Origin of the sequence: Halobacterium rubrum (assembly GCF_021729015.1) — an archaeon.
Classification (GTDB): domain Archaea; phylum Halobacteriota; class Halobacteria; order Halobacteriales; family Halobacteriaceae; genus Halobacterium; species Halobacterium rubrum.
In genome coordinates, this window is record NZ_JAJQQZ010000001.1 from 1136681 (window position 1) to 1161196 (window position 24516).

29 protein-coding genes are annotated in these 24516 nt (G+C 69.2%); 13 read left to right on the top strand and 16 right to left on the bottom strand.

The genetic code is table 11. The features are described 5' to 3' along the window. Positions 1 to 9 precede the first annotated feature (9 nt). Positions 10 to 1191 carry a cystathionine gamma-synthase gene (locus LT971_RS06240; RefSeq protein WP_237005988.1) on the bottom strand — a complete coding sequence of 394 codons (1182 nt, stop codon included), beginning with the start codon at positions 1189 to 1191 and terminating at the stop codon, positions 10 to 12. Positions 1192 to 1422: 231 nt separating this feature from the next. On the opposite strand from LT971_RS06240, the gene LT971_RS06245 reads away from it, so the two are divergent. From LT971_RS06245 to LT971_RS06290, 10 genes are all read left to right on the top strand, one after another. Further along, the gene (locus LT971_RS06245) at positions 1423 to 1566 is read left to right on the top strand and encodes a hypothetical protein (RefSeq protein ID WP_237005989.1); all 144 of its coding nucleotides are present in this window, start codon (positions 1423 to 1425) and stop codon (positions 1564 to 1566) included. A 157-nt stretch (positions 1567 to 1723) separates the two neighbouring features. Continuing rightward, the gene (locus LT971_RS06250) at positions 1724 to 3271 is read left to right on the top strand and encodes a TrkH family potassium uptake protein (protein ID WP_237005990.1); all 1548 of its coding nucleotides are present in this window, start codon (positions 1724 to 1726) and stop codon (positions 3269 to 3271) included. Between the two features lie 77 nt (positions 3272 to 3348). Next, complete coding sequence (locus tag LT971_RS06255) at positions 3349 to 3651, top strand: 50S ribosomal protein L21e (protein WP_237005991.1); 303 nt, start codon at positions 3349 to 3351, stop codon at positions 3649 to 3651. A 1-nt stretch (position 3652) separates the two neighbouring features. Beyond that, positions 3653 to 4012 carry an RNA polymerase Rpb4 family protein gene (locus LT971_RS06260; RefSeq protein ID WP_237005992.1) on the top strand — a complete coding sequence of 120 codons (360 nt, stop codon included), beginning with the start codon at positions 3653 to 3655 and terminating at the stop codon, positions 4010 to 4012. A gap of 41 nt (positions 4013 to 4053) precedes the next feature. After that, positions 4054 to 4626: a DUF655 domain-containing protein gene (locus LT971_RS06265; protein WP_237005993.1), complete on the top strand. Its 573-nt coding sequence runs from the start codon at positions 4054 to 4056 to the stop codon at positions 4624 to 4626. 37 nt (positions 4627 to 4663) lie between these two features. Next, positions 4664 to 5503 carry a 16S ribosomal RNA methyltransferase A gene (locus LT971_RS06270; protein WP_237005994.1) on the top strand — a complete coding sequence of 280 codons (840 nt, stop codon included), beginning with the start codon at positions 4664 to 4666 and terminating at the stop codon, positions 5501 to 5503. Then, positions 5500 to 6642, top strand: coding sequence for a mechanosensitive ion channel family protein (locus tag LT971_RS06275; protein WP_237005995.1), 1143 nt, complete (start codon positions 5500 to 5502; stop codon positions 6640 to 6642). The genes LT971_RS06270 and LT971_RS06275 overlap by 4 nt, the downstream gene beginning before the upstream one ends. Continuing rightward, the gene (locus tag LT971_RS06280; RefSeq protein ID WP_237005996.1) at positions 6635 to 7210 is read left to right on the top strand and encodes a HemK2/MTQ2 family protein methyltransferase; all 576 of its coding nucleotides are present in this window, start codon (positions 6635 to 6637) and stop codon (positions 7208 to 7210) included. Before LT971_RS06275 ends, LT971_RS06280 begins: the two co-directional genes overlap by 8 nt. A 60-nt stretch (positions 7211 to 7270) precedes the next feature. Then, the gene (locus LT971_RS06285; RefSeq protein WP_237005997.1) at positions 7271 to 8284 is read left to right on the top strand and encodes a 5-methyltetrahydropteroyltriglutamate--homocysteine methyltransferase; all 1014 of its coding nucleotides are present in this window, start codon (positions 7271 to 7273) and stop codon (positions 8282 to 8284) included. Next, positions 8281 to 9390 carry a methionine synthase gene (locus LT971_RS06290; protein ID WP_237005998.1) on the top strand — a complete coding sequence of 370 codons (1110 nt, stop codon included), beginning with the start codon at positions 8281 to 8283 and terminating at the stop codon, positions 9388 to 9390. Before LT971_RS06285 ends, LT971_RS06290 begins: the two co-directional genes overlap by 4 nt. Here the strand turns inward: LT971_RS06290 and LT971_RS06295 are convergent. Genes LT971_RS06295 through rpl7ae form a run of 6 tightly spaced genes read right to left on the bottom strand, consistent with a single transcriptional unit; the run spans position 9387 to position 11583 of the window. Then, positions 9387 to 9668 (bottom strand): hypothetical protein, encoded by a 282-nt coding sequence (locus LT971_RS06295; protein WP_237005999.1) that lies wholly within the window; start codon positions 9666 to 9668, stop codon positions 9387 to 9389. The two genes, LT971_RS06290 and LT971_RS06295, sit on opposite strands and share 4 nt — an antisense overlap. 50 nt (positions 9669 to 9718) lie before the next feature. Further along, positions 9719 to 10213, bottom strand: coding sequence for a macro domain-containing protein (locus LT971_RS06300; protein WP_237006000.1), 495 nt, complete (start codon positions 10211 to 10213; stop codon positions 9719 to 9721). Between the two features lie 46 nt (positions 10214 to 10259). After that, positions 10260 to 10742, bottom strand: coding sequence for a nucleoside-diphosphate kinase (gene ndk / locus LT971_RS06305; RefSeq protein ID WP_237006001.1), 483 nt, complete (start codon positions 10740 to 10742; stop codon positions 10260 to 10262). 59 nt (positions 10743 to 10801) lie between these two features. Then, a complete protein-coding gene (locus LT971_RS06310) occupies positions 10802 to 10990 on the bottom strand; it encodes a 50S ribosomal protein L24e (protein ID WP_237006002.1) in 189 nt (62 codons plus the stop codon). Then, positions 10990 to 11214 (bottom strand): 30S ribosomal protein S28e, encoded by a 225-nt coding sequence (locus LT971_RS06315; RefSeq protein WP_237006003.1) that lies wholly within the window; start codon positions 11212 to 11214, stop codon positions 10990 to 10992. The genes LT971_RS06310 and LT971_RS06315 overlap by 1 nt, the downstream gene beginning before the upstream one ends. A 6-nt stretch (positions 11215 to 11220) precedes the next feature. Beyond that, positions 11221 to 11583 carry a 50S ribosomal protein L7Ae gene (gene rpl7ae / locus LT971_RS06320; RefSeq protein WP_237006004.1) on the bottom strand — a complete coding sequence of 121 codons (363 nt, stop codon included), beginning with the start codon at positions 11581 to 11583 and terminating at the stop codon, positions 11221 to 11223. 87 nt (positions 11584 to 11670) lie between these two features. On the opposite strand from rpl7ae, the gene tmcA reads away from it, so the two are divergent. Further along, the gene (gene tmcA, locus LT971_RS06325; RefSeq protein ID WP_425293269.1) at positions 11671 to 14019 is read left to right on the top strand and encodes a tRNA(Met) cytidine acetyltransferase TmcA; all 2349 of its coding nucleotides are present in this window, start codon (positions 11671 to 11673) and stop codon (positions 14017 to 14019) included. 39 nt (positions 14020 to 14058) lie between these two features. Further along, on the top strand, positions 14059 to 14532 hold the full coding sequence (locus LT971_RS06330; RefSeq protein ID WP_237006006.1) for a DUF456 domain-containing protein: 474 nt from the start codon (positions 14059 to 14061) through the stop codon (positions 14530 to 14532). Here the strand turns inward: LT971_RS06330 and LT971_RS06335 are convergent. The 5 genes from LT971_RS06335 to mvk all read right to left on the bottom strand — a co-directional run bounded on the left by LT971_RS06335 (position 14529) and on the right by mvk (position 21095). Continuing rightward, on the bottom strand, positions 14529 to 16286 hold the full coding sequence (locus tag LT971_RS06335) for a glutamate--tRNA ligase (protein WP_237006007.1): 1758 nt from the start codon (positions 16284 to 16286) through the stop codon (positions 14529 to 14531). The genes LT971_RS06330 and LT971_RS06335 overlap by 4 nt on opposite strands. A gap of 356 nt (positions 16287 to 16642) precedes the next feature. After that, on the bottom strand, positions 16643 to 17689 hold the full coding sequence (gene idsA3 / locus LT971_RS06340) for a geranylfarnesyl diphosphate synthase (protein WP_237006008.1): 1047 nt from the start codon (positions 17687 to 17689) through the stop codon (positions 16643 to 16645). Further along, positions 17690 to 19036 (bottom strand): ribonuclease J, encoded by a 1347-nt coding sequence (locus LT971_RS06345; RefSeq protein WP_237006009.1) that lies wholly within the window; start codon positions 19034 to 19036, stop codon positions 17690 to 17692. It abuts the gene before it with no gap. 332 nt (positions 19037 to 19368) lie between these two features. Beyond that, positions 19369 to 20112, bottom strand: coding sequence for an isopentenyl phosphate kinase (locus LT971_RS06350; RefSeq protein ID WP_237006010.1), 744 nt, complete (start codon positions 20110 to 20112; stop codon positions 19369 to 19371). Continuing rightward, positions 20109 to 21095, bottom strand: a complete 987-nt coding sequence (mvk, locus tag LT971_RS06355; RefSeq protein WP_237006011.1) for a mevalonate kinase — start codon at positions 21093 to 21095, stop codon at positions 20109 to 20111. The genes LT971_RS06350 and mvk overlap by 4 nt, the downstream gene beginning before the upstream one ends. Before the next feature lie 135 nt (positions 21096 to 21230). Here mvk and LT971_RS06360 point away from each other — a divergent pair, with 135 nt between their 5' ends. Next, a complete protein-coding gene (locus tag LT971_RS06360; protein ID WP_237006012.1) occupies positions 21231 to 22046 on the top strand; it encodes a VOC family protein in 816 nt (271 codons plus the stop codon). Positions 22047 to 22161: 115 nt separating this feature from the next. Here LT971_RS06360 and rpsB read toward each other — a convergent pair whose 3' ends face one another. From rpsB to LT971_RS06380, 4 genes are read right to left on the bottom strand one after another with little or no spacing between them, the layout of a single operon-like run. After that, positions 22162 to 22938: a 30S ribosomal protein S2 gene (gene rpsB, locus LT971_RS06365; protein ID WP_237006013.1), complete on the bottom strand. Its 777-nt coding sequence runs from the start codon at positions 22936 to 22938 to the stop codon at positions 22162 to 22164. Beyond that, positions 22935 to 24131 (bottom strand): phosphopyruvate hydratase, encoded by a 1197-nt coding sequence (gene eno, locus LT971_RS06370; protein ID WP_237006014.1) that lies wholly within the window; start codon positions 24129 to 24131, stop codon positions 22935 to 22937. Before eno ends, rpsB begins: the two co-directional genes overlap by 4 nt. 1 nt (position 24132) lies before the next feature. After that, positions 24133 to 24312, bottom strand: coding sequence for a DNA-directed RNA polymerase subunit K (locus tag LT971_RS06375; protein WP_237006015.1), 180 nt, complete (start codon positions 24310 to 24312; stop codon positions 24133 to 24135). Next, positions 24312 to 24512, bottom strand: coding sequence for a DNA-directed RNA polymerase subunit N (locus tag LT971_RS06380; RefSeq protein ID WP_089670266.1), 201 nt, complete (start codon positions 24510 to 24512; stop codon positions 24312 to 24314). Before LT971_RS06380 ends, LT971_RS06375 begins: the two co-directional genes overlap by 1 nt. Positions 24513 to 24516 lie beyond the last annotated feature (4 nt).

Genomic DNA, 24516 nt, shown 5'->3' on the forward strand with positions numbered 1-24516 from the left:
ACTACGCCCTCACTCCAGAGCGGCCTCGATGGCCTGCTGGAGGTCGGCCTTGAGGTCGTCGGCGTGCTCGATGCCGATACTCGCCCGAATCAGGCCGTCGGTGAGGCCGGCGGCCTCGCGTTCCGCCTTCGGGATGGCGGCGTGGGTCATCGCCGCGGGCTGCTCGATGAGCGACTCGACGCCGCCCAGCGACTCCGCGAGCGTGAACACCTCGGTCTCGCCGACGAAGTCGCTGGCCTCCTCGAGGGTGGCGTCCAGTTCGAAGGAGACCATCCCGCCGAAGTCGTCCATCTGTTCGGCCGCGAGCTCGTGGTCGGGGTGGCTCTCGAGACCGGGGTAGTGCACCTGACTGACGTGCTCGTGGTCCTCGAGCCACTCCGCGAGGTCCATCGCCGTGTCGCAGTGTCGGTCCATGCGCACGCCCAGCGTCTTCGTGCCGCGCAGGACGAGGAAGCAGTCGAAGGGACTGGGCGTGGCGCCGACGGAGTTCTGGTAGAACCCGAACTGCTCGTCCAGCTCCTCGTCGTCGGTAATCAGGGCGCCCGCGACGAGGTCCGAGTGGCCGCCCAGGTACTTCGTGAGGCTGTGGCAGACGACGTCCGCGCCGAACTCCAGCGGGCGCTGGAGGTACGGCGTCGCGAACGTGTTGTCGACCGCGCACAGTGCGTCGTGTTCGTGGGCGATGTCCGCGAGTGCGCCGATGTCGTTGACGTTCATCAGCGGGTTCGTCGGCGTCTCCACCCAGACGAGTTCGGTCGAGTCGCGCATCGCCGCGCGGACCGCGTCGTGGTCGGTGGTGTCGACGAAGTCGAAGTCGATGTCGTAGTCCTCGTATACCTGCGTGAAGATGCGGTGGGTGCCGCCGTAGACGTCGTCGCCCGCGACCACGTGGTCGCCGGCCTCGAGGAGGTTCAGCACGGTGTTGATGGCGCCCATCCCCGAGGAGAACGCGCGGCCGTACTCGCCGCCCTCGAGGCTCGCGAGGTTGTCCTCGAGGTCCGTCCGGGTGGGGTTGCCGGTCCGGGAGTACTCGTAGCCGCGGTGGTCGCCGGGCCCGTCCTGGACGTACGTGGAGTTCGCGAAGATGGGCGTCATCAGCGCGCCCGTCTCCTCGTCGGGCGCCTGGCCCGCGTGGATGGCGCGCGTCTCGAAGCGCTCGTGGTCGTCGTCGCCGCCGTCGTCGCCGGTCATGCTCGAACGGTCGCCGGCCCGCGAGTTAGGTCTGTCCGTTCCGGGCCTCCCGGCCTCGACTCCGGACGCGTCACTCCCGGCGACCCCGCCCCGGGTGTGGTCTCCGCTCGAGCTCCTCGGCGAAAACGGGCGTCGGCGGGGAGAAACGGCAGTCTACGCCGGGAAACGGGGTCGCGTCCGACCACCCGAAACGGACGGATAATTAAGTGGGCAGTCCCGCAATCAGGTACTGTGGTACTGGACCGCCTGCGAGCCCTCGGCCGCGACCGGTCGACCGTGCTCCGCGAGTGTCGGGACTGCGGGACGACACTCGACGACCAGCTGTCGGAGTGCCCGACCTGCGGCTCGAGCGAGATTGCCGCCTACGAACTCTGAGAGGCCTCCTTCCGGGGCTGTCTCGCGTCTCACCGGGACAGCCGGGAGCGTTCGGGAGGCCGACAGCCCGACAGCGGCTCGCGCCGGCGTGACCGTCTTCTGTGCTCCGGACCGAAACGGCAAACCGTCTGCCACCTGAGCGTGGGTACATCAACCGATGTCTGGCGGCCGCACCAGGTACGTCGACTACCGCGTCAGTCTCGCGTACGTCGGGACCGTGCTGCGGTACATCGGCGTCACTCCGCTGTTCCCGCTCGTGCTGGCGCTGTACTACGGGGAGGACCCGCTCCCGTTCCTCGCCACGTCGGTCGTGATGGTCGGCGTCGGCACGCTCCTCGAAGGGACCGACAGCGGCGAGGAGCTCGCCCGACGGGAGGCGTTCCTGCTGGTGAGTCTCGCGTGGCTGGTCGTCCCGGTGTTCGGGACGACACCGTACCTCGTCGCCGGGACGGGCACCGTCGCGGGCCCAGTCAACGCCCTCTTCGAGTCGATGAGCGGGTTCACGACGACGGGCGCCACCGTCCTCGGCGAGATATCGGTCGACCGCCACGGGCACGCCATGCTGATGTGGCGCCAGCTGACGCAGTGGCTGGGCGGCATGGGCATCCTCGTGTTGATGGTCGCCATCCTGCCGAAGCTCTCCGTCGGCGGCGCCCAGGTCATCAGCGAGGAGTCCCCCGGGCTCGCCCTGGAGAAGCTGACGCCGCGCATTCAGGAGACCGCTCGCGCCCTCTGGGGCATCTACGCCGGGTTCACGGTGCTCGCGGCGGTCGTCTACTACGCGCTTCACCACCTCGGCGTCGCGCCGAACATGGACCTCTACAACGCCGTCGCTCACGCGCTCACGACGATGCCGACCGGCGGCTTCTCGCCCGAGGCCCGGAGCGTCGAGGCGTTCTCGCCGGTCGTCCAGTGGGCGTTCGTGCCGTTCATGGTGGTCGCGGGGACGAACTTCGCGCTGTTCTGGTACGTCCTCCGCGGGGAGCCCCGCCGGCTCACCGACAACGTCGAGTTCCGGTCGTACCTGCTCGCGATGGCCGCGTTCGGGGTGGTCGTCACTGGGGTGCTCTACCTCGGCGTCGGGCTCGCGGAGACGCCGGCGAACGTCGGCGCGATTCCCGGCGAGCTGGAGGACTCGCTCCGGCAGGGCGTCTTCCAGGTCGTCGCCGTGGTGACGACCACGGGGTACGCGAGCATGGACGTCAACACCTGGGACGCGTCCGCCCAGACCGTCCTCCTGTTCGCGTACTTCCTGGGTGGGTCTGCGGGCTCGGCGGCGGGCTCGGTGAAGATCGTGCGATGGGTGCTCGCGAAGAGAGCCATCGGCCGGTCGCTGTTCACTGCCGTCCACCCGGAGGCTGTGAAGGCGATACGGCTAGACGGCAGCGTCGTCGACGACGACACCATCCGGGACGTCTTCGTGTTCATCGTCGTCTTCCTCGGGCTGTTCGCCGTCTCGACGGTGGTGCTGTACGTCGACAGCTTCCGGACGCCCGAGGTGACGCTGACCGGGCTGGACGCCATGAGCGTCGCTATCGCCACGCTCGGGAACGTCGGCCCGGGGTTCGGCGTCGTCGGCCCGATGGGGAGTTTCGAGCCGTTCTCGAACGCAGCGAAGCTCTACATGGTGTTCCTGATGTGGATCGGTCGCCTGGAGGTGCTGTCGGTGCTCGTCGTGCTCACGCCCGCGTTCTGGCAGCGCTGACACCCGCGGAGGGTCGTCGGCCCGGGCCGTAACGGTCCTTTTTTAACCGCGACGGAAGTAGGGTGGTGCATACGACTATGCCGAACTCCAACGGACCCCTCAGCAACAGTGGTGGGAAGCTCCAGAACGACCCGCGAGACCGCGGCACGTCGCCGCCCCAGCGCGCCATCGCCGACTTCGACGACGGCCAGACGGTCCACCTGAAGATCGACCCGAGTGTGCAGGACGGCCGGTTCCACCCGCGCTTCAGCGGCCTCACCGGCACCGTCGTCGGCACGCAGGGCGACGCGTTCAAAGTCGAGATCAACGACGGTGGGATGGACAAGGTCGTCATCGCGGCCGCCGCCCACCTCCGCGCACAGGAGCAGGCCGAGGAGTAGTATGACGATCTTCAAGGAGACAGTCGAGACGGAGCCGCTGACGGTCTCGGAGGCCAAAGAGCTGCTCTCCGAGGTCGAGGCAGAGCGCGCGCTCGACGAGGACCGCGAGCTCCGCTTCGAGCTGTCGCGGGCCATCGAGCACGCGAACCGGTTCGCGGTGCTGGAGGCCGAGGAGTCCCGGGAGTTCGTCGACGAGCTGCTGGCCCTCGACGTGCTCGACGACGAGGACGTGGCGTACAAGGTCGTGGACCTGCTGCCGCGGACGCGGACGGAGCTGCGCTCGGTCTTCGCGAACGAGCGGTACGCGATGTCCGGCGACGAGCTGGACGAGATTCTGAACGTCGTCGCGAAGTACGCCTGAGTGGCCGACCGTTTAAGTGTCGGCTCGGCGTACGTCCTCGTATGAGTGATACGTCTTCGACGGACGACGACGAGGTCGAGTCTGCCGTCGTCCTCGACTTTCTCGCGCACGGCCGATCGGACGGCCGGAGCTACGGCGACGGCGCGGTGGCGTACGCCGTCTCCACCGAGGATTTCACGCTCTACGAGCTGAGTCTGTCGGGCGACGCCGACATCTCTATCCTGGACCGAGTGCGGGTCCGGCCGGACTTCGAGGACGGCATCGAGCGCGGACGGACGGCGGAGTACGACGACCTCTCGGACGGCGCGCGGTCGGAACTGGACTACGTCGTCGAGGACGTCGTGGACGCCAACGAGCGGCGGTTCGTGGACTTCTACAACGACGCCCAGCCCATCTCCCTGCGGCTCCACCAGCTGAATCTGCTGCCGGGCATCGGGGAAAAACTCCGGGACAACATTCTCGACGAGCGCAAGCGCCACGGGCCCTTCGAGAGCTTCGAGGACATCGAGGAGCGCGTGGACGGCCTGCACAACCCCCGAGAGGTCGTCGTGGAGCGCATCCTCGACGAGATCCGAGACGACGACCTGAAGTACTACAACTTCGCGTCCTCGTAGCGGGGGGTTTAGGGGGGGTGAGAGGGTACATCCGGCAATGACTGCTTCGCGGGACCCGGACGCGCTGATTCGACGCGCGGGCCGTCCAGACCCCGAGTTCGACCAGCACTTCCTCGTGGACGACCGGGTGCTCGACCGCATTCCCACGTACGCCGAGCGCTTCGACCGCAGCCACGTTCTCGAGGTCGGCGCGGGGACGGGCGCCCTCACGGACCGGCTGCTCGACGTCGCGGACCGCGTGACGGCCGTCGAGCGCGACGAGGACTACGCCGCGTTCCTCCGCGAGGAGTTCGCCGACGAGATAGCCGCTGGCGACCTCGACGTCGTGCAGGGCGACGCGCTCGACGTCGACCTCCCCGAGTTCTCGTGTTCGGTGTCGAATCTGCCCTACGGCGTCTCGAGCGAGGTGACGTTCCGGCTGCTCCCCGAGGGCGAGCCGATGGTGTTGATGTACCAGCTGGAGTTCGCCGAGCGGATGGCCGCCGAGCCGGGGACGAGTGACTACGGCCGGCTGTCGGTGGCGGCCCAGCACTACGCGGACGTCGAACTGGTCGAGACCGTCCCCCCCGAGGCGTTCGACCCGCAGCCGCGCGTCGAGAGCGCCGTCGTTCGATTGACGCCCCGCGAGCCCGACTACGAGGTCGGCGACGAGGCGTTCTTCCTCGACTTCGTGAAGGCGCTGTTCACGCAGCGCCGGAAGACCACCCGGAACGCCATCCGGAACACCGCCCACATCTCGGGCCTGGAGCGGCCCGACGCGGTCGTGGACGCCGTCGACGAGGACGTGCTCCGGCAGCGGCCCGGGAACCTCGACCCGTCGGCGTTCGCGGCGCTGGCGAACGTCGCGCTCGGCGTCGAGGGGGGTGGCGACCCGTGACCACCACCGCGAGCGAAGTGGTCGACACCCTGCACGGGCTGTCGCTCGTCGAACAGGTCGGTGCGACCGTGTTCGCCGTGGCGCTGCTGGTGGCAGCGCTGTGGCTGGCGCGCCGCGTGTGGTGGAGCCGGGAGTCGCGAATCCTGCACGTCGTGGTGGGCGCCGTCGGGCTGGCGGCGATCGGCGCGGCCGGCGCAGTGGTGGTGGTCGTCTGGGGGCTGGAGAGCGCGGCCGTCGACCGCCTCCGGAGCCTCCAGGTGGGCGTTCGAGTGGTGGCCCGAATCGCCATCACGATGGGGTTGTTCGCGGCTGTCTACGTCGGCACTGGCGCCCTCGAGGACGTCGTCGAGCGGTTCACGCGGACGCAGGAGGGCATCACCGACCACCAGACCGAGGTGACGTTCCGCATCCTCCAGATCACGCTGTACATCGCGACGCTGATCGCGGCCCTCGGGTTCTGGAACGTCGACCTCTCCGGGCTGCTCATCGGTGCGGGCTTCGCCGGCATCGTGCTCGGCATGGCCGCCCGACAGACACTGGGCGCGGTCATCGCCGGACTCGTCTTGATGTTCTCGCGGCCGTTCGAGATCGGGGACTGGGTGAAGATCGGGGACAAGCACGGCATCGTGACGGACATCACCATCGTGAACACGCGCCTGCAGACGTTCGACGGCGAGTACGTGATGTTGCCCAACGACCTCGTCGGCTCCAACGAGATCGTGAACCGGTCGCGGAAGGGCCGGCTACGCATCCACGTCGAGGCCGGCGTGGACTACGGGACGGACGTGCAACACGCGATGGACGTGGCGAAGTCGGCGCTGAGCGACGTCGAGGACGTGCTGTCGGTGCCGCGGCCGCAGGTCGTCCTGAAGGAGTTCGCGGACTCGGCGGTGGTGCTGGACATCCGGGTGTGGATCGACAAGCCGAGTTCGCGGCGGCGCTGGCGCGCCCAGACCGCGGTCATCCGCGCGGTGAAGTCTGCTTTCGAGGAGGAGGGCATCAAGATCCCGTTCCCGCAGCGGGAGGTCTCGGGTCGCGCGGAGACCGGTGGCTTCCGGGTGCACGAACAACAGCCCGGGGACGAAGCGGTGGAGGACGCCTCGGAGCCCCGGCAGGTCGAGGGTGAGGACGATGACTGACCTCGCCGACCGCCGGGGCGCTGGCGCGGACGTCTACCAGCCGGCCGAGGACACGCACCTGCTGGCGGAGGCGGCGGTCGCGGAGATTCAGCCGCCGGCGCGCGTGCTGGACGTCGGGACGGGTTCGGGCTACGTGGCGGCGACCGTGCGCGACGAGACGGGCGCCGACGTGGTCGGGACCGACCTGAATCCGTTCGCGGTCCGGCAGGCCGCCGACCGCGGGGTGCCGGTCGTCCGGGGGGACCTGGTGTCCGCGTTCCGCGAGGACGCCTTCGACGTGGTGGTGTTCAATCCGCCGTACCTGCCGCGGGACGAGAACGCCGCCCGGGACGACTGGATGGAGGTCGCGCTGTCGGGCGGCGAGACCGGCCGGGAGGTCGTCGAGGCCTTCTTCGACGCCGTGGGGCGCGTGCTGGCTCCGGACGGCTTCGTGCTCGTGCTCGTGAGCACGCTCACTGGCGTCGAGGAAGTCGTCGAGTACGCCGGCGGGCGGGGGTTCTCGGCGGCGGCGGTCCGCGAGGAGTCGTTCCCCTTCGAGACCCTGACCGTGCTCAAACTCCGCGAATAACTATCGGGTATATTCTCGTAGAGAAAATATTAAACGTGGGAATGTCGTAGCGTGTCGTAGATGACACGCATCGCCACGACGCCCGGCCTGTTCCCGCTGCCCGACGACGCCAAGGAGGCGCTGTCGGACCTGAAAGGCCACCAGAAGGGCGACCTCGTCTCCGGCGACGAATCCGCTGACGTCTCGGCCGTCTACGACGACGTCCGCGAGGAACTCGTCGCACTCCAGCAGGACGCCGGCCTCGACCGCGTGGTCGAAGGGCAGGCACGCTGGGACGACATGCTCGCCCACCCACTGACCGTACACGACAACGTCTCGCCCGGCGGCATCGTCCGCTACTACGACAACAACAACTTCTACCGCGACCCCGTCGTCGAGGGCGAGCTGACGTTCTCCGGCGACCTCGCCGGCGACCTCGAGACGGCGGCCGGCCTCACCGACGACCTGCAGGCGGTCGTCCCCGGCCCGTACTCGCTGGCCGACCTCGCGACCGACGAGCACTACGGCGACGACGCCGACTTCCAGGCCGCCGTCGCCGACTTCCTCGCGGGCGAGGTCGAAGCGTTCCCGGAGGCCGTCGAGACGGTGTTCCTCCTCGAGCCCTCGCTGGTCGAGAACGCACCCGGCGACGGCGCCGACGAGCGAGCCAGCGAGGCCATCGACACTGTCGCGTCGGCCGTGGACGCCGACGTGGTCGCCCACCCCTACTGGGGCGCGCTGGACGAGAAGGTCCACGCCCACCTGCTGGACGCCGACGTCGACGCGGTCGGCTACGACCTCGTCGCCGACCACGACGACAACGTCTACAACGTCGCCGAGTACGGCACCAAAGACTCGGTCGCGCTGGGCGTCGTCGACGGTCAGAACACGCTCGTGGAGTCCCCAGACACCATCCGCGAGCGCGTCGACTGGTTCGAAGACCAGGTGCCAAACGACTTCGAGGACGTCTACGTCACCGCGAACACCGGCCTGTTCTACCTGCCCGTGAACCGCTTCGAAGAGAAACTCCGCGCGCTCGGCGCCGCCACCGGTGCGGACGACAGCGAAGACCACGAGGACGAGGTGACAGCATGACCGACACCCGCGAGCAGTTCCGGCCCGAGGACCACGACAACGACCACTTCCTGCTGACGACCGTCGTCGGCTCCTACCCGAAGCCGAAGTGGCTCGACCGCGCGAAGGACCTCTACGAGGACAGCGTTGCGACGGAGTCGCAACGAGACGGAGGCGGCGAAGCCGCCGGAGCAGCCGACTTCGGCGAGGACGAGTGGGAGGAGGCCAAGGACGACGCCGCCCGCCTCATCACGAACGAGCACGAGCGCGCCGGCCTCGACGTGGTCGTGGACGGCGAGATGCGGCGCAACGAGATGGTGGAGTTCTTCGCCCACCGCATCGACGGCTACGAGTTCAACGGCCCGGTGAAGGTCTGGGGCCACAACTACTTCGACAAGCCCAGCGTCGTCGACGAGGTCAGCTACGACGAGTCCTGGCTCGTCGACGAGTACGAGTTCACCGCGAGCGTCGCCGACCGCCCGGTCAAAGTCCCCATCACGGGGCCGTACACGCTCGCGAACTGGAGTTTCAACGAGGCCTACGACGACGAGGAGAGTCTGGCCTACGACCTCGCGGACCTCGTCAACGAGGAGATCGAGAAGCTCGTCGAGGCGGGCGCCCGCTACATCCAGATCGACGAGCCGGCGCTGGCGACGACGCCCGACGACCACGCCATCGTCGGCGAGTGCCTCGAACGCATCGCCGCCGGCATCCCCGAGGACGTCCGCATCGGCCTCCACGTCTGTTACGGGGACTACTCCCGCATCTACCCCGAGATTCTGGAGTTCCCGGTCGACGAGTTCGACCTCGAGCTCGCGAACGGCGACTACGAACAGCTCGACGTCTTCGAGGACCCCGCGTTCACGAAGGACCTCGCGCTCGGCGTCGTCGACGCGCACGTCGCCGAAGTCGAGTCCGTCGAGGAGATCGAGGCGAACATCCGGAAGGGCCTGGAGGTCGTCCCGCCCGAACAGCTCACCGTCAGCCCCGACTGCGGCGTGAAGCTGCTACCCCGCGAGGTCGCCTACGGGAAGATGGCGAACCTCGTCGAGGCCGCCCGCAACGTCGAAGCAGACCTCGACAGCGGCGACATCGACGTCGCGGCACCCACCCCGGCAGGCGACTAGAGCCCCTCGCTGCGGAGGTCCTCGAGGTGGCGCGTGCAGACGACGCCCTCCGCCACGAGTTCGCGCTCCGACTCGGCGCCTTCTCCGCCGCTGTCCGCCACCGAGCCGACGTACTCGAAGAGGTCGTAGTCGGCCGACCCACCACAGTACATGCAGGTGTCGTCGTCGAGCTCGTCGAGGAGGTGCTCGGCGACGCACTGCTCGCAGACCCCCAGCCTGCCCTCCCCCGCGACGAGTCGGTACGTCCCCCCGGTCTGATTGCAGACGACGCAGTCCATACGCCGTGCTGACGGTCGACGGCCAAGAGTCTACGGGCCGACGGACCGGTTCACGCCACCGGCTCCCGAATCGTCTCGTACTCCTCGTCCGAGTAAGCGATGAACCGGACGTCATCGAGGTGGTCGGGGTCGAACGCCCGAATCTCGTCGGCGATGAGTGCGGCGCCCTCCCGGAGGTCGAACCCGGCGACGCCACAACCCAGCGCCGGCACCACCACGGACTGGCAGCCGCGCTCGTCGGCCGCCGTGAGCGCGTTCCGGGTGGCCGAACGGATGCTCTCGCTGGTGGCCTTCCCGTCTCCATAGTGTGGCATCGCGGCCGCGTGCACTACATACTCGGCGTCGAGGTCGAACGCGTCGGTCACGGCGACTTCGCCGAGATTCACCGGCCCCTCTGCCATCGCAGCCTCGTTCAACTGCTGGCCGGCCGCACGCCGGAGCGCGCCCGCCACACCGGACCCCATCCGCAGGCTCGTTCCGGCGGCGTTCACCAGCGCGTCCGCGGACTGTTCGGCGATGTCTCCCTGGACGACGGTGAACTGCATAGCTACGCGAGTGTTCTGCTCGCTCCCGCAAAAAGGTCGGCGTCCGTCAGTGGTCGCCGGCGTCCTCGTACACCCACTGCGAGGTGCCGAGGTCCCAGTCGACGAGTTCGTCGTCGTCGAAGAACAGGGCGATCTCGCGCTCGTTGGCGCCCTCGTCCTCGTGGTCGCTACCGTGGATGAGGTTGTGACCCAGGTCGTTGCCGTAGTCGCCGCGGATGGTGCCGGGCGCCGCTTCCTGGGCGTCCGTCGCACCCATCATCTGGCGGACCTGGCGGGTGGCGTCGGCGCCCTCCCAGACCATCGCGAACACGGGACCCGACGTGATGAACTCGACGAGCCCGTCGAAGAACGGCTTGTCCTCGTGCTCGGCGTAGTGCTCGTGGGCGAGCTCCTCGCTGATCTGCATGAACTTCCCGCCCACCATCTTCAGCCCCTTGTCCTCCAGCCGGGAGACGACGTCGCCGATGAGCCCGCGCTGGACGCCGTCGGGCTTGACCATCACGAACGTGCGCTCGTCGTGGTGGCTCACGCCGACCACCCCGTGGTCGCGTGAGCGTCGAGCGTCGCGAAGCGTCGCTCGGAAGTCATCTACTGGCCCTCCCCGACTTCTTCCTCCTCGGTCCACTCCACGTCGCGTGGCTCGCGGCCGAGGTCGGCGTTCTTCTCGCACTTCGCCGAACAGAAGTGGACGGTGCTCCCGTCGTTGTGCACGAACATCGTACCCGTACCGGGCTCGATGTCCGCGCCACAGTAGTCACAGCTCCGGTTCTCCACCATTATTGACCACCGATGGAGTCCGCTTCGCGGGCCGTTTCCTTGAGCTGGATGATGTCACCAACTCGGACGGGGCCCAGGACGTTCCGCGTGATGATGCGGCCCTGGTTGCCACCCTCCTGGATGCGACACTTCACCTGCATCGCCTCGCCGTGCATCCCGGTCTTGCCGACGACCTCGATGACCTCGGCAGCCGTGGCGCCCTCTTCAGATTCCTCTGCACTCATTGTTGGTTACTGCAGGTCCTCGACCTTCGTCGAGATGTCCTCGATCTCGTCCTCGGCGTCGCCGGCGTCGACGACGGCCGCGGCAGCGGAGCCGACCTCGAGGCCGGCCGCGTTGCCGAGCTCGTCCTGGGTCTCCACGAAGACGACCTGGATCCCCTTCTCGGCGGCGAGCTCGGGGAGGTGCATGACGATCTCCTCGGGGGAGACGTCCTCCGCGACGAACACGACGTCGGCGTTGCCGCGCTCGACGGCCTTCGTCGTCTCGTTGGTACCTTTCTTCACGCTACCGGTGTCGCGAGCGACCTCGAGGGACTCGAGGGCTCGCTCCTGGAGGTCTGCTGGAACGTCGTAGTCTACGTATACTGGCATTGTGTTCACCTATCCCGCGGACGGGCTTGCGCTCTCGGCCGAGTAGAGACCTTCCGGCCTCAAGCATCATCGACCCCCGCAGGCTGTATCCCAACACTGGGTCGCCCTCCCGTAAAAGCGCTTTCAATGCCATCGGGGCGTGTCACGCCGGCACAGCCGCGGACGAAACGCCCTTGCCGCCACTCGCCGTACCCCGACGCGATGGACACAGCGGCCGCCCGCGACCTGCTGGCCGAAGCCGAGCGCGCGAACGAGCGCCGCGTCCTCGTGCTCGCCGGCGACCGGGCGGCGGGCGTGGACGCCGCCGACGGGCTGCTCGACGCGCTCCCGGTCGCGCTCTCCGAGACGAGTCTCGTCTCCACGCGCGACGACCTCGCCTGCGAGCACGTCCCGACGCGGAACGCCGGCCGCCTGCTCGGCACGACCCGCCGCGCGGTCGTCCTCGACCTCCACGCCGACTGCCGGCCGAACGCGCTCGGGCGTGTCGTCGGCGCCGTCGACGGCGGCGGCCTCCTCGTCGTCCTCGCGCCCGCCCTCGACGACTGGCCGGCCCACCGCGAGTCGTTCGACGAGGGGCTCGCCGTCCCGCCGTTCGACACCGGCGACGTCACTGGGCGCTTCCGCCGCCGACTCGTCGACACGCTCCGCGCCCACCCCGGCATCGCCATCTACGACGTCGACGACGAGACGCTCGAACGCGACGGGCTCACCGACCCCGCGCCCCGAATGCGCGAGCCACTCCCGGACCCACCCGAATCCACCGCCTTCCCCCGCGAGGCGTACGAGGCCTGCCTGACCGCCGACCAGGCAGACGCCCTCGCAACCTTCGAGTCCCTTCGAGAGCCCGGGCACGCAGTCGTCGCGGACGCCGACCGCGGCCGCGGGAAGTCCAGCGCTGCAGGCCTCGCCGCGGCGTGTCTCGCTCGCGAGGGACTGGACGTGCTCGTCACCGCCCCCGACCACCGGAGCGCGGCGGAGCTGTTCGCTCGCGCCCGGGAGCGCCTCGACGCTCTCGGCGACCTCGACAGCGACGGCGACACCGTCGAGACGACCACGGGGGGCCGTATCCGGTTCGCGAAGCCGCCGGCGGCGGCCGACCTGCCGGGTGACCCCGACGCCGTCTTCGCCGACGAGGCGGCCGCGATTCCCGTCCGCCTCCTCGAATCGCTGGTGGGCTGCCAGCGGCTGGCGTTCACGACGACCGTCCACGGCTACGAGGGCGCCGGCCGGGGGTTCGACGTGCGCTTCCGGGACCGGCTCGCCGAGACCGACCACGAGGTCCACGAGACGTCGCTCGTCGACCCCATCCGGTACGCCGGCGGTGACCCGGTCGAGGCGTGGGCGTTCCGCGCGCTCCTGCTGGACGCCCGGCCCGCCGTCGACCCGCTAGTCGCCGACGCCACGCCCGAGACCGTCGAGTACGTCTCGCTGTCGGGCGACGACCTCGCCGGGGACGAACACCTGCTCAGGGAGGTTTTCGGCCTGCTCGTCTACGCCCACTACCGCACCGAGCCCAACGACCTCGCGCGCCTGCTGGACGCCCCGAACCTCGCGGTTCGGGCGCTCCGCCACGACGGCCACATCGCGTCGGTCGCGCTGCTCGCCCGCGAGGGCGGCCTCGACGCCGACCTGCGGGCCGCGATGTACGACGGCGAGCGCGTGAAGGGCAACATGATTCCCGACGTGCTCACGAGCCAGCTCCGGGACGAGGCGGCAGCGGTCCCGTTCGGCTACCGCGTGATGCGCATCGCCACCCACCCCGCCGTGCGTTCCCGGGGCCTCGGCTCGCGGCTGCTCGGCGACGTCCGCTCGGAGTTCGACGGCGAGGCCGACTGGCTCGGCGTCGGCTACGGCGCAACCCCCGAACTGCTGTCGTTCTGGGCCGCGAACGGCTACGGGACGGTCCAGCTCTCGACGACGCGCAACGACACCAGCGGCGAGTACTCCGCCATCATGCTCGACCCCCTCTCCGACGCCGGCCGCGAGCTCTACGACCGCCACGCCGACTGGTTCGCCGACCGCATCGGCGGCGTGCTCTCGGACGCGCTCCGGGACCTCGACCTCGACGTCGCTCGCGCGGCGCTTCGGTCCTGTGACGCGACTTCTGGCTTCGACTTGGGCGAGCGCGACTGGCGGGTCGTCGCGGGCGCTGCCCACGGTCCGGGGATGTACGGCGTCGACCCGGAACCGTTCCGCGCGCTCGCCGTCCACCACCTCGTCGCGGGCGACGCCGACCTGCTCTCCGCAGACGAGCAGCGCCTGCTCGTCGGGAAGCTCCTGCAGTCCCGGCCGTGGGACGACCTCGCCGACGAACTCGGCTACCACTCCACGAGCCAGGCGATGCGCGCGCTCGGCGACGCGCTCCGACCGCTCGTGGAGGCGTACGGGTCGGAGGCAGCCCGCGCGGAACTCCGGCGGTTCGAGAACGACGACTGACAGCGGTACCCTGAAGCCTGCGGCGGCCCCCGATGGTGTATGGAGCCGTTCGTCGCCGCAGCGCTCGTCCTGCTCGCCGTCGGCGTCGCCGGCAGCGTCCTCCCGCTGCTCCCGAGTGGCCTGCTCTCGCTGGCCGGACTGTTGCTGTACTGGACGCAGACCGGCCGCCCGGGCCCGATTCTGCTGGTCGCGCTGGCCGGGCTCGCCGTCCTCGCGACGCTGGTCGACTGGCTGGCGGGCGTCGTCGGCGCGCGCGCCAGCGGCGTCGACACCCGGACATCGATACTCGCGGGCGCCGTCGGGTTCGGCGCCATGCTGGTGACCGGTCCGGTCGGCCTCCTGCTCGGCGTCGCGGGCGTCGTCTTCGCCGTCGAGTTCCGCGAGAACGAGAACGTCGCCGAGAGCGCGCGACGAGCGGGGTACGCGACGGTCGGCGTCCTCGGGTCGGCCGCGATGCAGGTCGTGTTGACCGTCGTCGTGCTCGCGGCCGTGCTCTGGCTGCAGTTCCTCTAGGGGTGCGTGAAGTACGCCACGGACGCCTCGGCGTCGTGGGCGTCGACGCGCGCGAACCCGACGCGGACGAACTGCACGACAGTGTCCACGGACTGGTCGGCGAACCCGGGTTCGGCGTAGCCGGTTGCGTCGCCGTCCATCGTGCGCAGCCGGACTTCGACGTTGTCGTCGGCGGGCACCCAGTGCACCACGTCGACGCCCTCCTCGCGCACGATGTCGATGTCGGCGTCGAGGAACTCGAAGCGCTCGCCGTCGTAGCGCACCGGCCCGTAGCCCTTCAGCCAGACGCGGTCGCCCTGCTCGGGGAGGTCGGCGGCCTCCACGAGTACGCCGTCACCGACCGGAATCTCGCGGTCGCCGCGGTCGGGGTGCTCGGGGTGGACCTGCGGCGTCGCCTCGTCGGGCCCGCCGTCGACCGGAACCACGACGGCCTCGTACGATTCGCCGTCGCCCTCGCCGCGGGCCTCGAAGCCGTCCCGGACGAGGAACTGCCGTGGCGCCTCGTCGTCCACGAGGTCGCGGTTGTTCGCGTACACCGAGGACATCGCGAGGTCGACGTCCGACGAGGAGGTGCCGAGATCCACCATCGCGTCCACGACGGCCTCCCCGCGGATGCCGCGGCGCTTCACGCTCTGCACGGTCGGCGCGCGCGGGTCGTCCCAGCCGTCGAGCTCGCCGCTCGCGACGAGCTCCTTGATTGTCGAGGTGGACATCTTCACGTCGTAGGCGTCCAGCTGGACGTGCCCCCAGTGCAGGACCTCGGGGTACTCCCAGTCGAAGTAGTCGTAGAGGAAGCGCTGGCGCTTCGCGGAGTCCTGGAGGTCGATGCCGCGGATGATGTGCGTGACGCCGGTGAGGTGGTCGTCGACGCCGGACTGGAAGTCCAGCATCGGCCAGCAGCGGTACTCGCTGGCTTCCTCGCGGGGGTGTGGGGTGTCGACCATCCGGAACGCCACCCAGTCCCGGAGCGCGGGGTTCTTGTGCTCGATGTCGGTCTTGATTCGGAGGACCATCTCACCGGACTCGTACTCGCCGTCGACCATCGCCTCGAACTCTTCGGCGACCGTCTCCGGGTCCTTCTCGCGGTGCGGACACGCCTCCGCGCTGTTCTTCAGCTCGGAGAACTCCTCGCCGGGGCAGCTACACGTGTACGCGCCGCCTTTCCCGATGAGCCGGCGGGCGTGCTCGTAGTACTCATCGACCCGGTCGCTGGCCTTGATGACCTCGTCGGCCTCGAACCCGAGGTAGTCGAGGTCGTCGAGAATCTGGTCGTAGGCGTCGAGGTCTGGGCGCTTGGTCTCCGGGTCGGTGTCGTCGAACCGGACGAGCATCCAGCCGTCGTACATCTCCTTGTACGTCCCGATGACGGCGGGCATCCGGGCGCTCCCGAGGTGCCACGGGCCGTTCGGGTTCGGCGCACACCGCATCCGCACCTCGTCGTACGCCTCGGCGTTCGGGAGGTCCGGCAGCGGCTGGTCGTCTTCTTCGTCCTCGCTGTCCAGTTTCTCGACGTCCTCGGGCGCGAGTTCCGCGAGGCGCTCGCGCTGCTCGTCGTCGCTCATCCCGTTGACGTCCTCGATGACGGGCGCGATGACGCCGGGAATCTCGTCGCCGTGCTCCCGGAACTCTGGGTTCTCCCCCATCATCGGCCCCATGATGGCCCCGACCTGTGCGTCGCTCCCGTGTTTCAGGGCGTTAAACAGCGCGGCCCGCTCTGCCTCCCGGCGGACCCGCTCGCGGAGTTCGTCGTCCATACCACCGATTCCACGCCGAGGGGTGAAAATCCCGCGGGATTCGACTGCAGGAGTGCGTGGTGGCTCGGTCGGCTGCTGTTGTCTCGGTTTCTCTTGGAGGGGAAAGCTCTCGCCAGTCTCGCCTTTCAATCCGCCAGGGAGTAGCTGTCTCTCATTGCAGAGTCCTCTGTGTCAGAACTTTGCTACAGCCGCCTGGAAAACGTTGGATAGCATCCGCGCGGCGAAGCCGCACGGTTCACTCGCACGAGCGAAGCGAGTGCGAGGACGTTTTTAGCGTAGATTTTTGCGAGGAGCGGTTCCCGCAGGGAGCGAAGCGACCGAGGAAACCCGACGAGTAAAAAGGTACAAACGGTGCGTTAATATCCTCGTTCGATGAGGTAGTCCGCGATCTGCTCCAGTCGGTGGCGGGCCTCGTTCTCGGGGAGCACGTCGAGGTGGGCTTTGCCCTCCGCGACGAGGTCCTCGGCGAGGTCGCTGGCGTACTGGATGCTGCCGGCGTCGCGGAGTTCCTGGACGGCCGCCTCGACCTCGTTGTCGGTGACGTCCTCGGGGTCGTCGGCCTCCAGCAAGCCCTCGACGTCGACGCCGTGTTCTTCGGCGTGCAGCGTGATGATGGTCTTCTTGTGCTCGACCAGGTCGGAGCCGCGCTGCTTGCCGAGTTCCTCGGAGGGAACCGTGAGGTCGAGGACGTCGTCCTGAATCTGGAACGCCTGCCCGACCCGCAGCCCGTAGTTGTAGAGGGCTTCGACGGTCTCCTCGTCCGCGGAGAGGAGCTGCGCCGGCAGTGTGGCGGCCGCAGCGTACAGCACCGCGGTCTTCAGCTCCACCATGTCGAGGTACTCGTCGGTGACGACGTTGCCCCGGGTCTCGAATCCCATGTCCATCGCCTGCCCCTCGCAGATGTGGGTGCAGGTCTCCGCGAGCGTCCGCATCGCGCGGAGGCCGCGTTCGGGCGGTGCGCCCGTCTGGAGCATTATCTCGAACGCTTTCGAGTACAGCGTGTCGCCCGCGAGAATCGCGGTCTCGGTGTCGTACTCGCGGTGGACCGCAGGGACGCCCCGTCGGAGGTCGTCGTCGTCCATGATGTCGTCGTGGATGAGCGTGAACGACTGGATGACCTCGATGGAGACTGCCGCCGACATCACGTCGACCTCGCCGCCGTTCAGGTCTGGGAACGCCCGGTAGTCGGCGGCCGCGGCGTCCACGCCAGACAGCGCTTCGGCTGTCAACAACAGGACCGCCGGTCGCAGCCGTTTCCCGCCGGCCTCGAGGATGTAGCGGGTCGCCTCGTAGAGCCGCTCGGGGTCGGCCATCGGCAGGTCCTCGTCGATGGCGTCGTTGACCTGCTGCCGGCGCTCGCGGACCGCCGCGAGCACCGCCTGTTCGCGCGCTTCCTGGGACATCTACTCGACGAGCTGGATGGTGTTGCCGTTCTCGGTCACGTGTAGGTCGCGACCGACCTTGTACCCCTGGCTCTTCGCGAGCTTCGTGTACGGCGCGAAGCCAGCCATGTCCTGGTGGGCGGGGATGAGGTGCTGGGGCTGGAGCGCCTGCAGCATCTGGTAGTGGCCCTCCTCGCGGAGGTGGCCGGAGACGTGGATGTCGTCGTAGATGCGGGCGCCCTGCATGCGGAGCAGCTGTTCGCTCTGGTAGCGCTGACCCTCGTTGGTCGGCTCCGGGATGACACTCGCCGAGAAGATGACCTTGTCACCGTCCTCGATGTCGTAGGGCGTCTCGCCGCGACCCATCCGGGTGAGCATCGCGCGGGGCTCGCCCTGGTGGCCGGTGACGATTGGGAGGAAGTTCTCCTTGCCCTCGTTCATCACGCGCTTGAACGCGCGGTCGACGGACTTCCGGTGCCCGAACATGCCGAGGTCGTCGGGGAAGTTCACGCGACCCATGCGCTCGGCGGTGCCCGAGTACCGCTCCATCGAGCGGCCGAGCAGGATGGGCTCGCGGCCGATGTCCTTCGCGAACTCCACGAGCGAGGACACCCGCGAGATGTGGCTGGAGAACGTCGTGGCGATGATGCCGCCGTCGTAGTCCTCGACGCTCTTCATCACGTCCTCGAGGTGGCGTCGCGCCGTGCTCTCGGAGGGCGTCCGGCCCTTCTTCCCGGCGTTCGTACAGTCCTCGATGTAACAGAGGACGCCCTCGCCCTCGCGGCCGATCTCCCTGAACCGTTCCATGTCGATGGGGTCCTCGAGGACCGGGTCGTGGTCCATGCGCTTGTCGAGGCCGTAGACGACGGCGCCCTCGGGCGTGTGGAGCACGGGGTTGATGGCGCCGATGATGGAGTGCGTGACGTGGACGAACTCGAGTTCGCAGTCGTCGCCGATGGGCATCGTGCCGCCGGCCTCCATCTTCACGAGGTCGTTCTCGACGCCGAACTTCTGCTCGCTCTCGATCTCGCCTTTCACGAGCTCAATGGTGAACGGGCTGCCCACGATGGGGGCGTCGTAGCGGTGTGCGAGCTTCGAGATGGCGCCGATGTGGTCGAGGTGGCCGTGCGTCGGCACGATGGCCTTCACGTCGCCCTCGAGGTCGGACATGACGCGGTCGTCGGGGATGGCGCCCATGTCGATCAGGTCGAGGCTGTGCATCTTCTCGGTCTCGACGTTGTCGTGAATCAGGACCTGCGAGAGGTTGAGGCCCATGTCGAAGATCACGATGTCGTCGCCCGCACGGACGGCAGTCATCTGCCGTCCGACCTCCTCGTAGCCGCCGATTGTGGCAATTTCGATTTCCATAGTTCTGAAGCACTGAAACCCGCGTTTTCGCGCGTCTCGAAACAGTCGCGCGCTGGCCGCGGTCGACCCCGGCGTCTTGCAGCCGTCGACCGCCGCGGCGTTGCCGCCCGCGACGTCTTGCTTGTCCGGGGGTATGCGCCACGCTGTTAAAAACAGCGGGGATTGCGCGGTCGACTGGAGGGAGACCGCGAATCAAACGAGCGGGGAGCGTTACGACCCGTGAGTTGCGTGCCCGAGCGCAGCGAGGCCACGTTGTTGCGAGCGGCGACCGGAGGGAGCCGCGAGCACTGCGGTGTGGCGGCCCGCAGCGGAGGGCACGGAAGCGCCGGGGGTCAGCCCTCGATGCGGGTGCCGGCGTCGTCGCCGGCGAAGAAGTCGCCGAGAGCGTCGGGGCCGAAGACGAAGGCGGGAGAGCCGAGGGCGAGGAGCGCGCGGACTTTGGCGGCCATGCCACCGGTGACGTCGGTGGCGTCGCTCCCGCCGAGCGCGCCGCCGACGTCCTCGAAGGCGGTGATTTCGGGGATGACGTCGCCGTCCTCGTCGAGGACACCGGGGACGGTCGAGCAGAGGCCGACGCGGTCGGCGTCGAGTCCTCGCGTGACCGAGACGACGAGGTCGTCCCCGGAGACGATGGTGACGCCGTCGCCGGCGGTGGTGAGCACGTCGCCGTGGAGGACGGGGACGAAGCCCTCCTCGAGCATCGCTGCGATGTGGCCGGTGGGGAGTTCGAGGTCGCCGTCGGCGTCCCGGTACCCCGCCGAGAAGGGGTGGACTGGGACGGCAGCGACGCCGGCGTCGGCGAGCGCGCCGACAACTGCGCTGTTCAGGTTCTCCATCGCGGCGGCGATGTCGCGGACTGCTTCGGGGTCCCGAGTGGCGTCGGTGCTGGAGACACCGTGTTCGGCGGCGTGCGGGTGCCCGAAGCTCCCGCCGCCGTGGACGACGACGATGTCCGAGACGTCACTGCTGGCGATTGCCCTCGCGAGGGCTGCGAGCCGGTCGCCGGCGACCGTCTCGGGCTGGTCTTTCTCGGTAACGACGCTGCCGCCGAGTTTGAGAACGACGGTCCCGGTCATTCGCTGCGGACGCCCTCCCGGGCGAGTTCGGCGCGGAACGCTTCCTCGCACTCCGGCGTCAGCGAGAGCGCGGTCTCGGCGCCGTCGCCGTCGTCGAGGGCGACGATAGACCCCCCGCCGCCCGCGCCGGTGAGCTTCGCGCCGTGGGCGTTGCCGTCGCGTGCCGCCCACACCATCGAGTCGAGGGTGCGCGCGGAGACGCCGAGCGCCGAGAGCAGGCCGTGGTTGACGTCCATCAGGCGGCCGAGCGTCTCGACGTCGCCCTCGGCGAGTGCCGCCTCGCCGCGCCGCACGAGGTCGCCGATGGCCGAGACGGTGTCGGCGGCGAACCCGAACTCGTCTCGGAGGTCCCGCACCCCGGCGACGAGCTCGCCGGTGTCGTGGCTCGTGCCGTCGTAGCCGACGACGAACGGGAGGTCGGGGGCGTCCAGCGTCTCGCAGTCGTCACCCTCGACGCGGACGGCGCCACCCATCGCGGAGCAGAACGTGTCCGCGCGAGACGCCTGCCCGTCCTGGACGGCGTGTTCGACCTGGTAGGCGCGGTCGGCCAGCTCGCGAGCGTCCAGTTCGACGCCGAGTTCGCGCGTGGCGGCGTCGACGCCCGCGACGACGACGGCTGCCGACGAGCCGAGGCCCGCGCCGAGCGGAATCTCGCTGTCGATTTCGACGTCGAAGCCGGCGTCGGGTGCCTCCGCAGCGTCCCGGGCCTGCTCGACCGCCTCGTCGACGTACCCCATCGCCGCTTCCACGATGGGCGCCGGGACGTCGACGTCCGGCGTGTCGTCGGTGCCGCCGCTGTACTCCACGGTGAAACCGTCGATGGAGAGGTCGCCCGCCGACACCCGAAGGCGGCCGTCCTCGCGCTCGGAGACTGTGACGTGCGCGCGCCGCTCGATGGCACACGGCACCGCCGGCTCCCCGTACACGACGGCGTGCTCGCCGAAGAGGTAGACCTTCCCCGGCGCACTCGAAGTCGTCGTCATACCGTGGCGTGTGCCCCGGGAGGTTACAGGGTTTCCGGAACGCGGCCGACGCCGCCACTGCCGGGGAACGGGGGCGGCTCCCGGCACCTGGAGGGCGGCCGCAGGCTTATCAACGGCAACCGAGTACGGCGGGGCATGCGTCCGGTCATCGACCACGTGCCGTTCACGGGGGCGTCTCACGACGTCCTCGTCGAGCGGTTCGAGACGGCAGGGTTCGACCCCCGGTACGGCGGCGAACACCCCGACGCGGGCACCGAGATGTCGATGCTCGTGTTCCCGGACGGGTCGTACGTCGAGCTCGTCGCACCCACGCAGGACGAGACCGGCTGGTGGGGTGACTTCTTCGACGCCGCCGACCCCCTCGCCGGCCCGAGCGACTGGTGCGTGGAGACCGGGAGCGTCCACGCCGAGTGCCAGCGCCTCATCGACCACGACGTCGAAGTCCACGGCCCGACCCGGGGTCGCCGCGAGCGCCCCGACGGCACCAGCGTCGAGTGGGACTCGGCGTTCCTCGGGCCGCCGGACCGACACCTGCTGCCGTTCCTCGTCGCCGACCGCACCCCACGCGAGTACCGCGTCCCGGACGCCAACAACTTCGGCGCGCCAGTCTCCGGCGTCGAGTGCGTCGTGCTCGCCGTCCCCGACCTCGAGGCCGCCATCGACGCCTTCCAGCGCGTCTACCGCTTCCCCGACCCGAACCGGGACTACGACGACGAGTTCGGCGACCTCGCCACGTTCCCCGGGCAGGACGTCGTGCTCTCCGAGCCGTCCTCGGGGTGGGTCGCCGACCGCGTCGACACCCACGGCGCCGTGCCCGCAACTGTTCTCCTCACGGCGGACGTCGACGACGCCCGCCACCGGCACCCGCTGGACGGCGGCCGGGAGTGGTTCGGCCGCCGCGTCCGCATGGTCGACGGCCTCGACGGCTACCTCGGCGTCGTCTCCCGGTAACTCCAGCACTGCCGCTACCGTCGTCGTCGATTTCGGAAACAAAGAGCGACCACGCGCCTGCGGCGCTGTCGCTACGCGGACGAAACACGCGGAAACGAAAAGGCTCGTAGCCGGGTTACAGGCCGTCCTCGAAGTCCTCGAGGGCGTACGTCGGCTCCGCGCCGCGCCGGTCGAGAGTCTCGTTGGCGAGCAGCCAGTAGACCACGGACAGTGCGCGACGACCCTTGTTGTTCGTCGGCACGACCAGGTCCACGTTCCCGGTCTGATTGTTCGAGTCACACATCGCAATCACGGGGATGCCGACCGTGATGGCCTCCTTGACGGCCTGCGAGTCACCAATCGGGTCGGTGACCACGAGGACGTCCGGCTCGATGTAGCCGTCGTAGTCGGGGTTCGTCAGCGTCCCCGGAATGAACCGCCCGGTGCGGGCGCGAGCGCCGACGGCCTCCGCGAACTTCTCCGCGGGGAACCGGCCGTACTGGCGACTCGACGTCACCAGAATCTGCTCGGGGTCGTAGTTCGCCAGGAAGTCCGCCGCCGTCCGAATACGGTCGTCCGTCTTCGAGACGTCGAGGACGTACAGACCGTCCGTCCGGACGCGGTGGATGAACCGGTCCATGTCGTTGGTCTTCTGCTGGGTACCGATGTGGACGCCAGCGCCCAGGTAGTCCTCGACGGGGATGAGGAGGTCGGCCTCCTCGTCGGACATCACGTCCTCCGTCGCCGTGGACTCCGGCTCGGGCTCCTCGGCGGCGTCCTCCTCGGCTTCTGTCTGTTCGTCTGTCTGGGCCTCGCTCTCGGCCGCCGCCTCGACGGCATCGGCGTCGTCCGCCGGCTCGTCGGGGGCGTTCTCCTCGAGGTCGGCCTCGGTGTCGGATTCGTTCTCGCTCATGCTTCGTCCGCGATGCGGATGAGTTCATTTAGCTTGGCGGTTCGCTCGCCGCCGACGGCGCCGGTCTTGATGAACGGCGCGTCGGTCGCCACGGCGAGGTGTGCGATGGTCGCGTCCTCGGTCTCGCCGCTCCGGTGGGACACGACTGCGTCGTACCCGTTCCGGGTGGCGAGCTCGATTGCGTCGAAGGCGTCCGTCAGCGTCCCGATCTGGTTGGGCTTGACGAGGATGCTGTTGGCAGCCCCCTCGTCGACGCCGCGCTGCAGGCGCTCCGTGTTCGTCACGAACAGGTCGTCGCCGCAGACCAGCGTCTCGTCGCCCACGCGGTCGGTCAGCTCCGCGAACGCCGCGAAGTCGTTCTCGTCGAGCGGGTCCTCGACGTACGCGAGGTCGTACTCGGCAACCAGTCCGGCGACGTACTCGATCTGCTCCTCGGTGGAGCGGCGGTCGTCACCGAAGACGTACTCGTCTCCGTCGTAGCACTCGGCGGCAGCGAGGTCGAGGCCCAGCTGGACCTCGAACCCGTACTCGTCGGCGACGTCGCTGGCGGCCTCGGCCACCACGTCGAACGCGGTGGCGTCGTCGACGGCAGGCGCCCACGCGCCCTCGTCGCCTTTCGCCGCCGGCACGTCGTCCGCCTCGAGGAGCTCCTTGACGCGTCCGTGCACGGCCGCGTTCGCGAACACGGCGTCCCGGACGCTCGGCGCGCCGGTCGGCGCGACGAGGAACTCCTGGATGGCGGTCGCGTCGTCGGCGTGCGCACCGCCGCCGAGGACGTTCCCGAGCGGCACCGGGAAGTTCCGGCCGCGGAACGCGCCGCCGAGGTGCTGGTAGGTGTGCACACCGAGGACGTCCGCAGCGGCCTTCGCGGCCGCCATGCTCGTCGCGACGGCGACGTTCGCGCCGACCTCGGAGAAGTCCTCCGTGCCGTCGGCGGCGTGCAGCGCCGCGTCGACGCCGCGCTGGTCGCCCGCGAACTCGCGCCCCTCCAGTCGAGGTGCGACGTGCTCGCGACCGGCCGCAATCGCTTCGCCGACCGGCAGCTCGACGGCCTCGTGCTCGCCCGTGCTCGCCCCGGAGGGCGCCGCTGCACGACCGAACCCGCCGTCCTCGCTCGACACCTCGGCCTCAACGGTCTTGTTCCCGCGGGAGTCGAGGACGGGCCGGTAGCGGACTGCCTCGATGCGCGTCATCTCAGTTCTCCCTCCGGACGGTGAACGGGAGCGCGTCCGCGTCGTACTCCTCGGCCGCGATGAGGATCGGCTCCGTCTGGTCGGTGTCGACCAGCACGGGCGCCCCGTAGGCCACCTGCAGCGCTCGCGCGCCGATGATTCGGGCCTTCTCGTACCGGCTGAAGTGCTGTGATTCGCTCATTATTGGTATGGGGAGACCACGTCGACGAGGTCCTGGTGGGAGATGAGCATCCGGCGACAGCAGTGCCGGTCGACGCCGAGGTCGTCCAGCACGTCGGCCGGATCCTCGTCGCCCTCGTGGCTCTCGGCTCGCGCCTTGAACTCCTCCCAGTGTTCGCCGACGACAGTACCGCAACTGAAACACCGGACTGGTACCATCATAGTC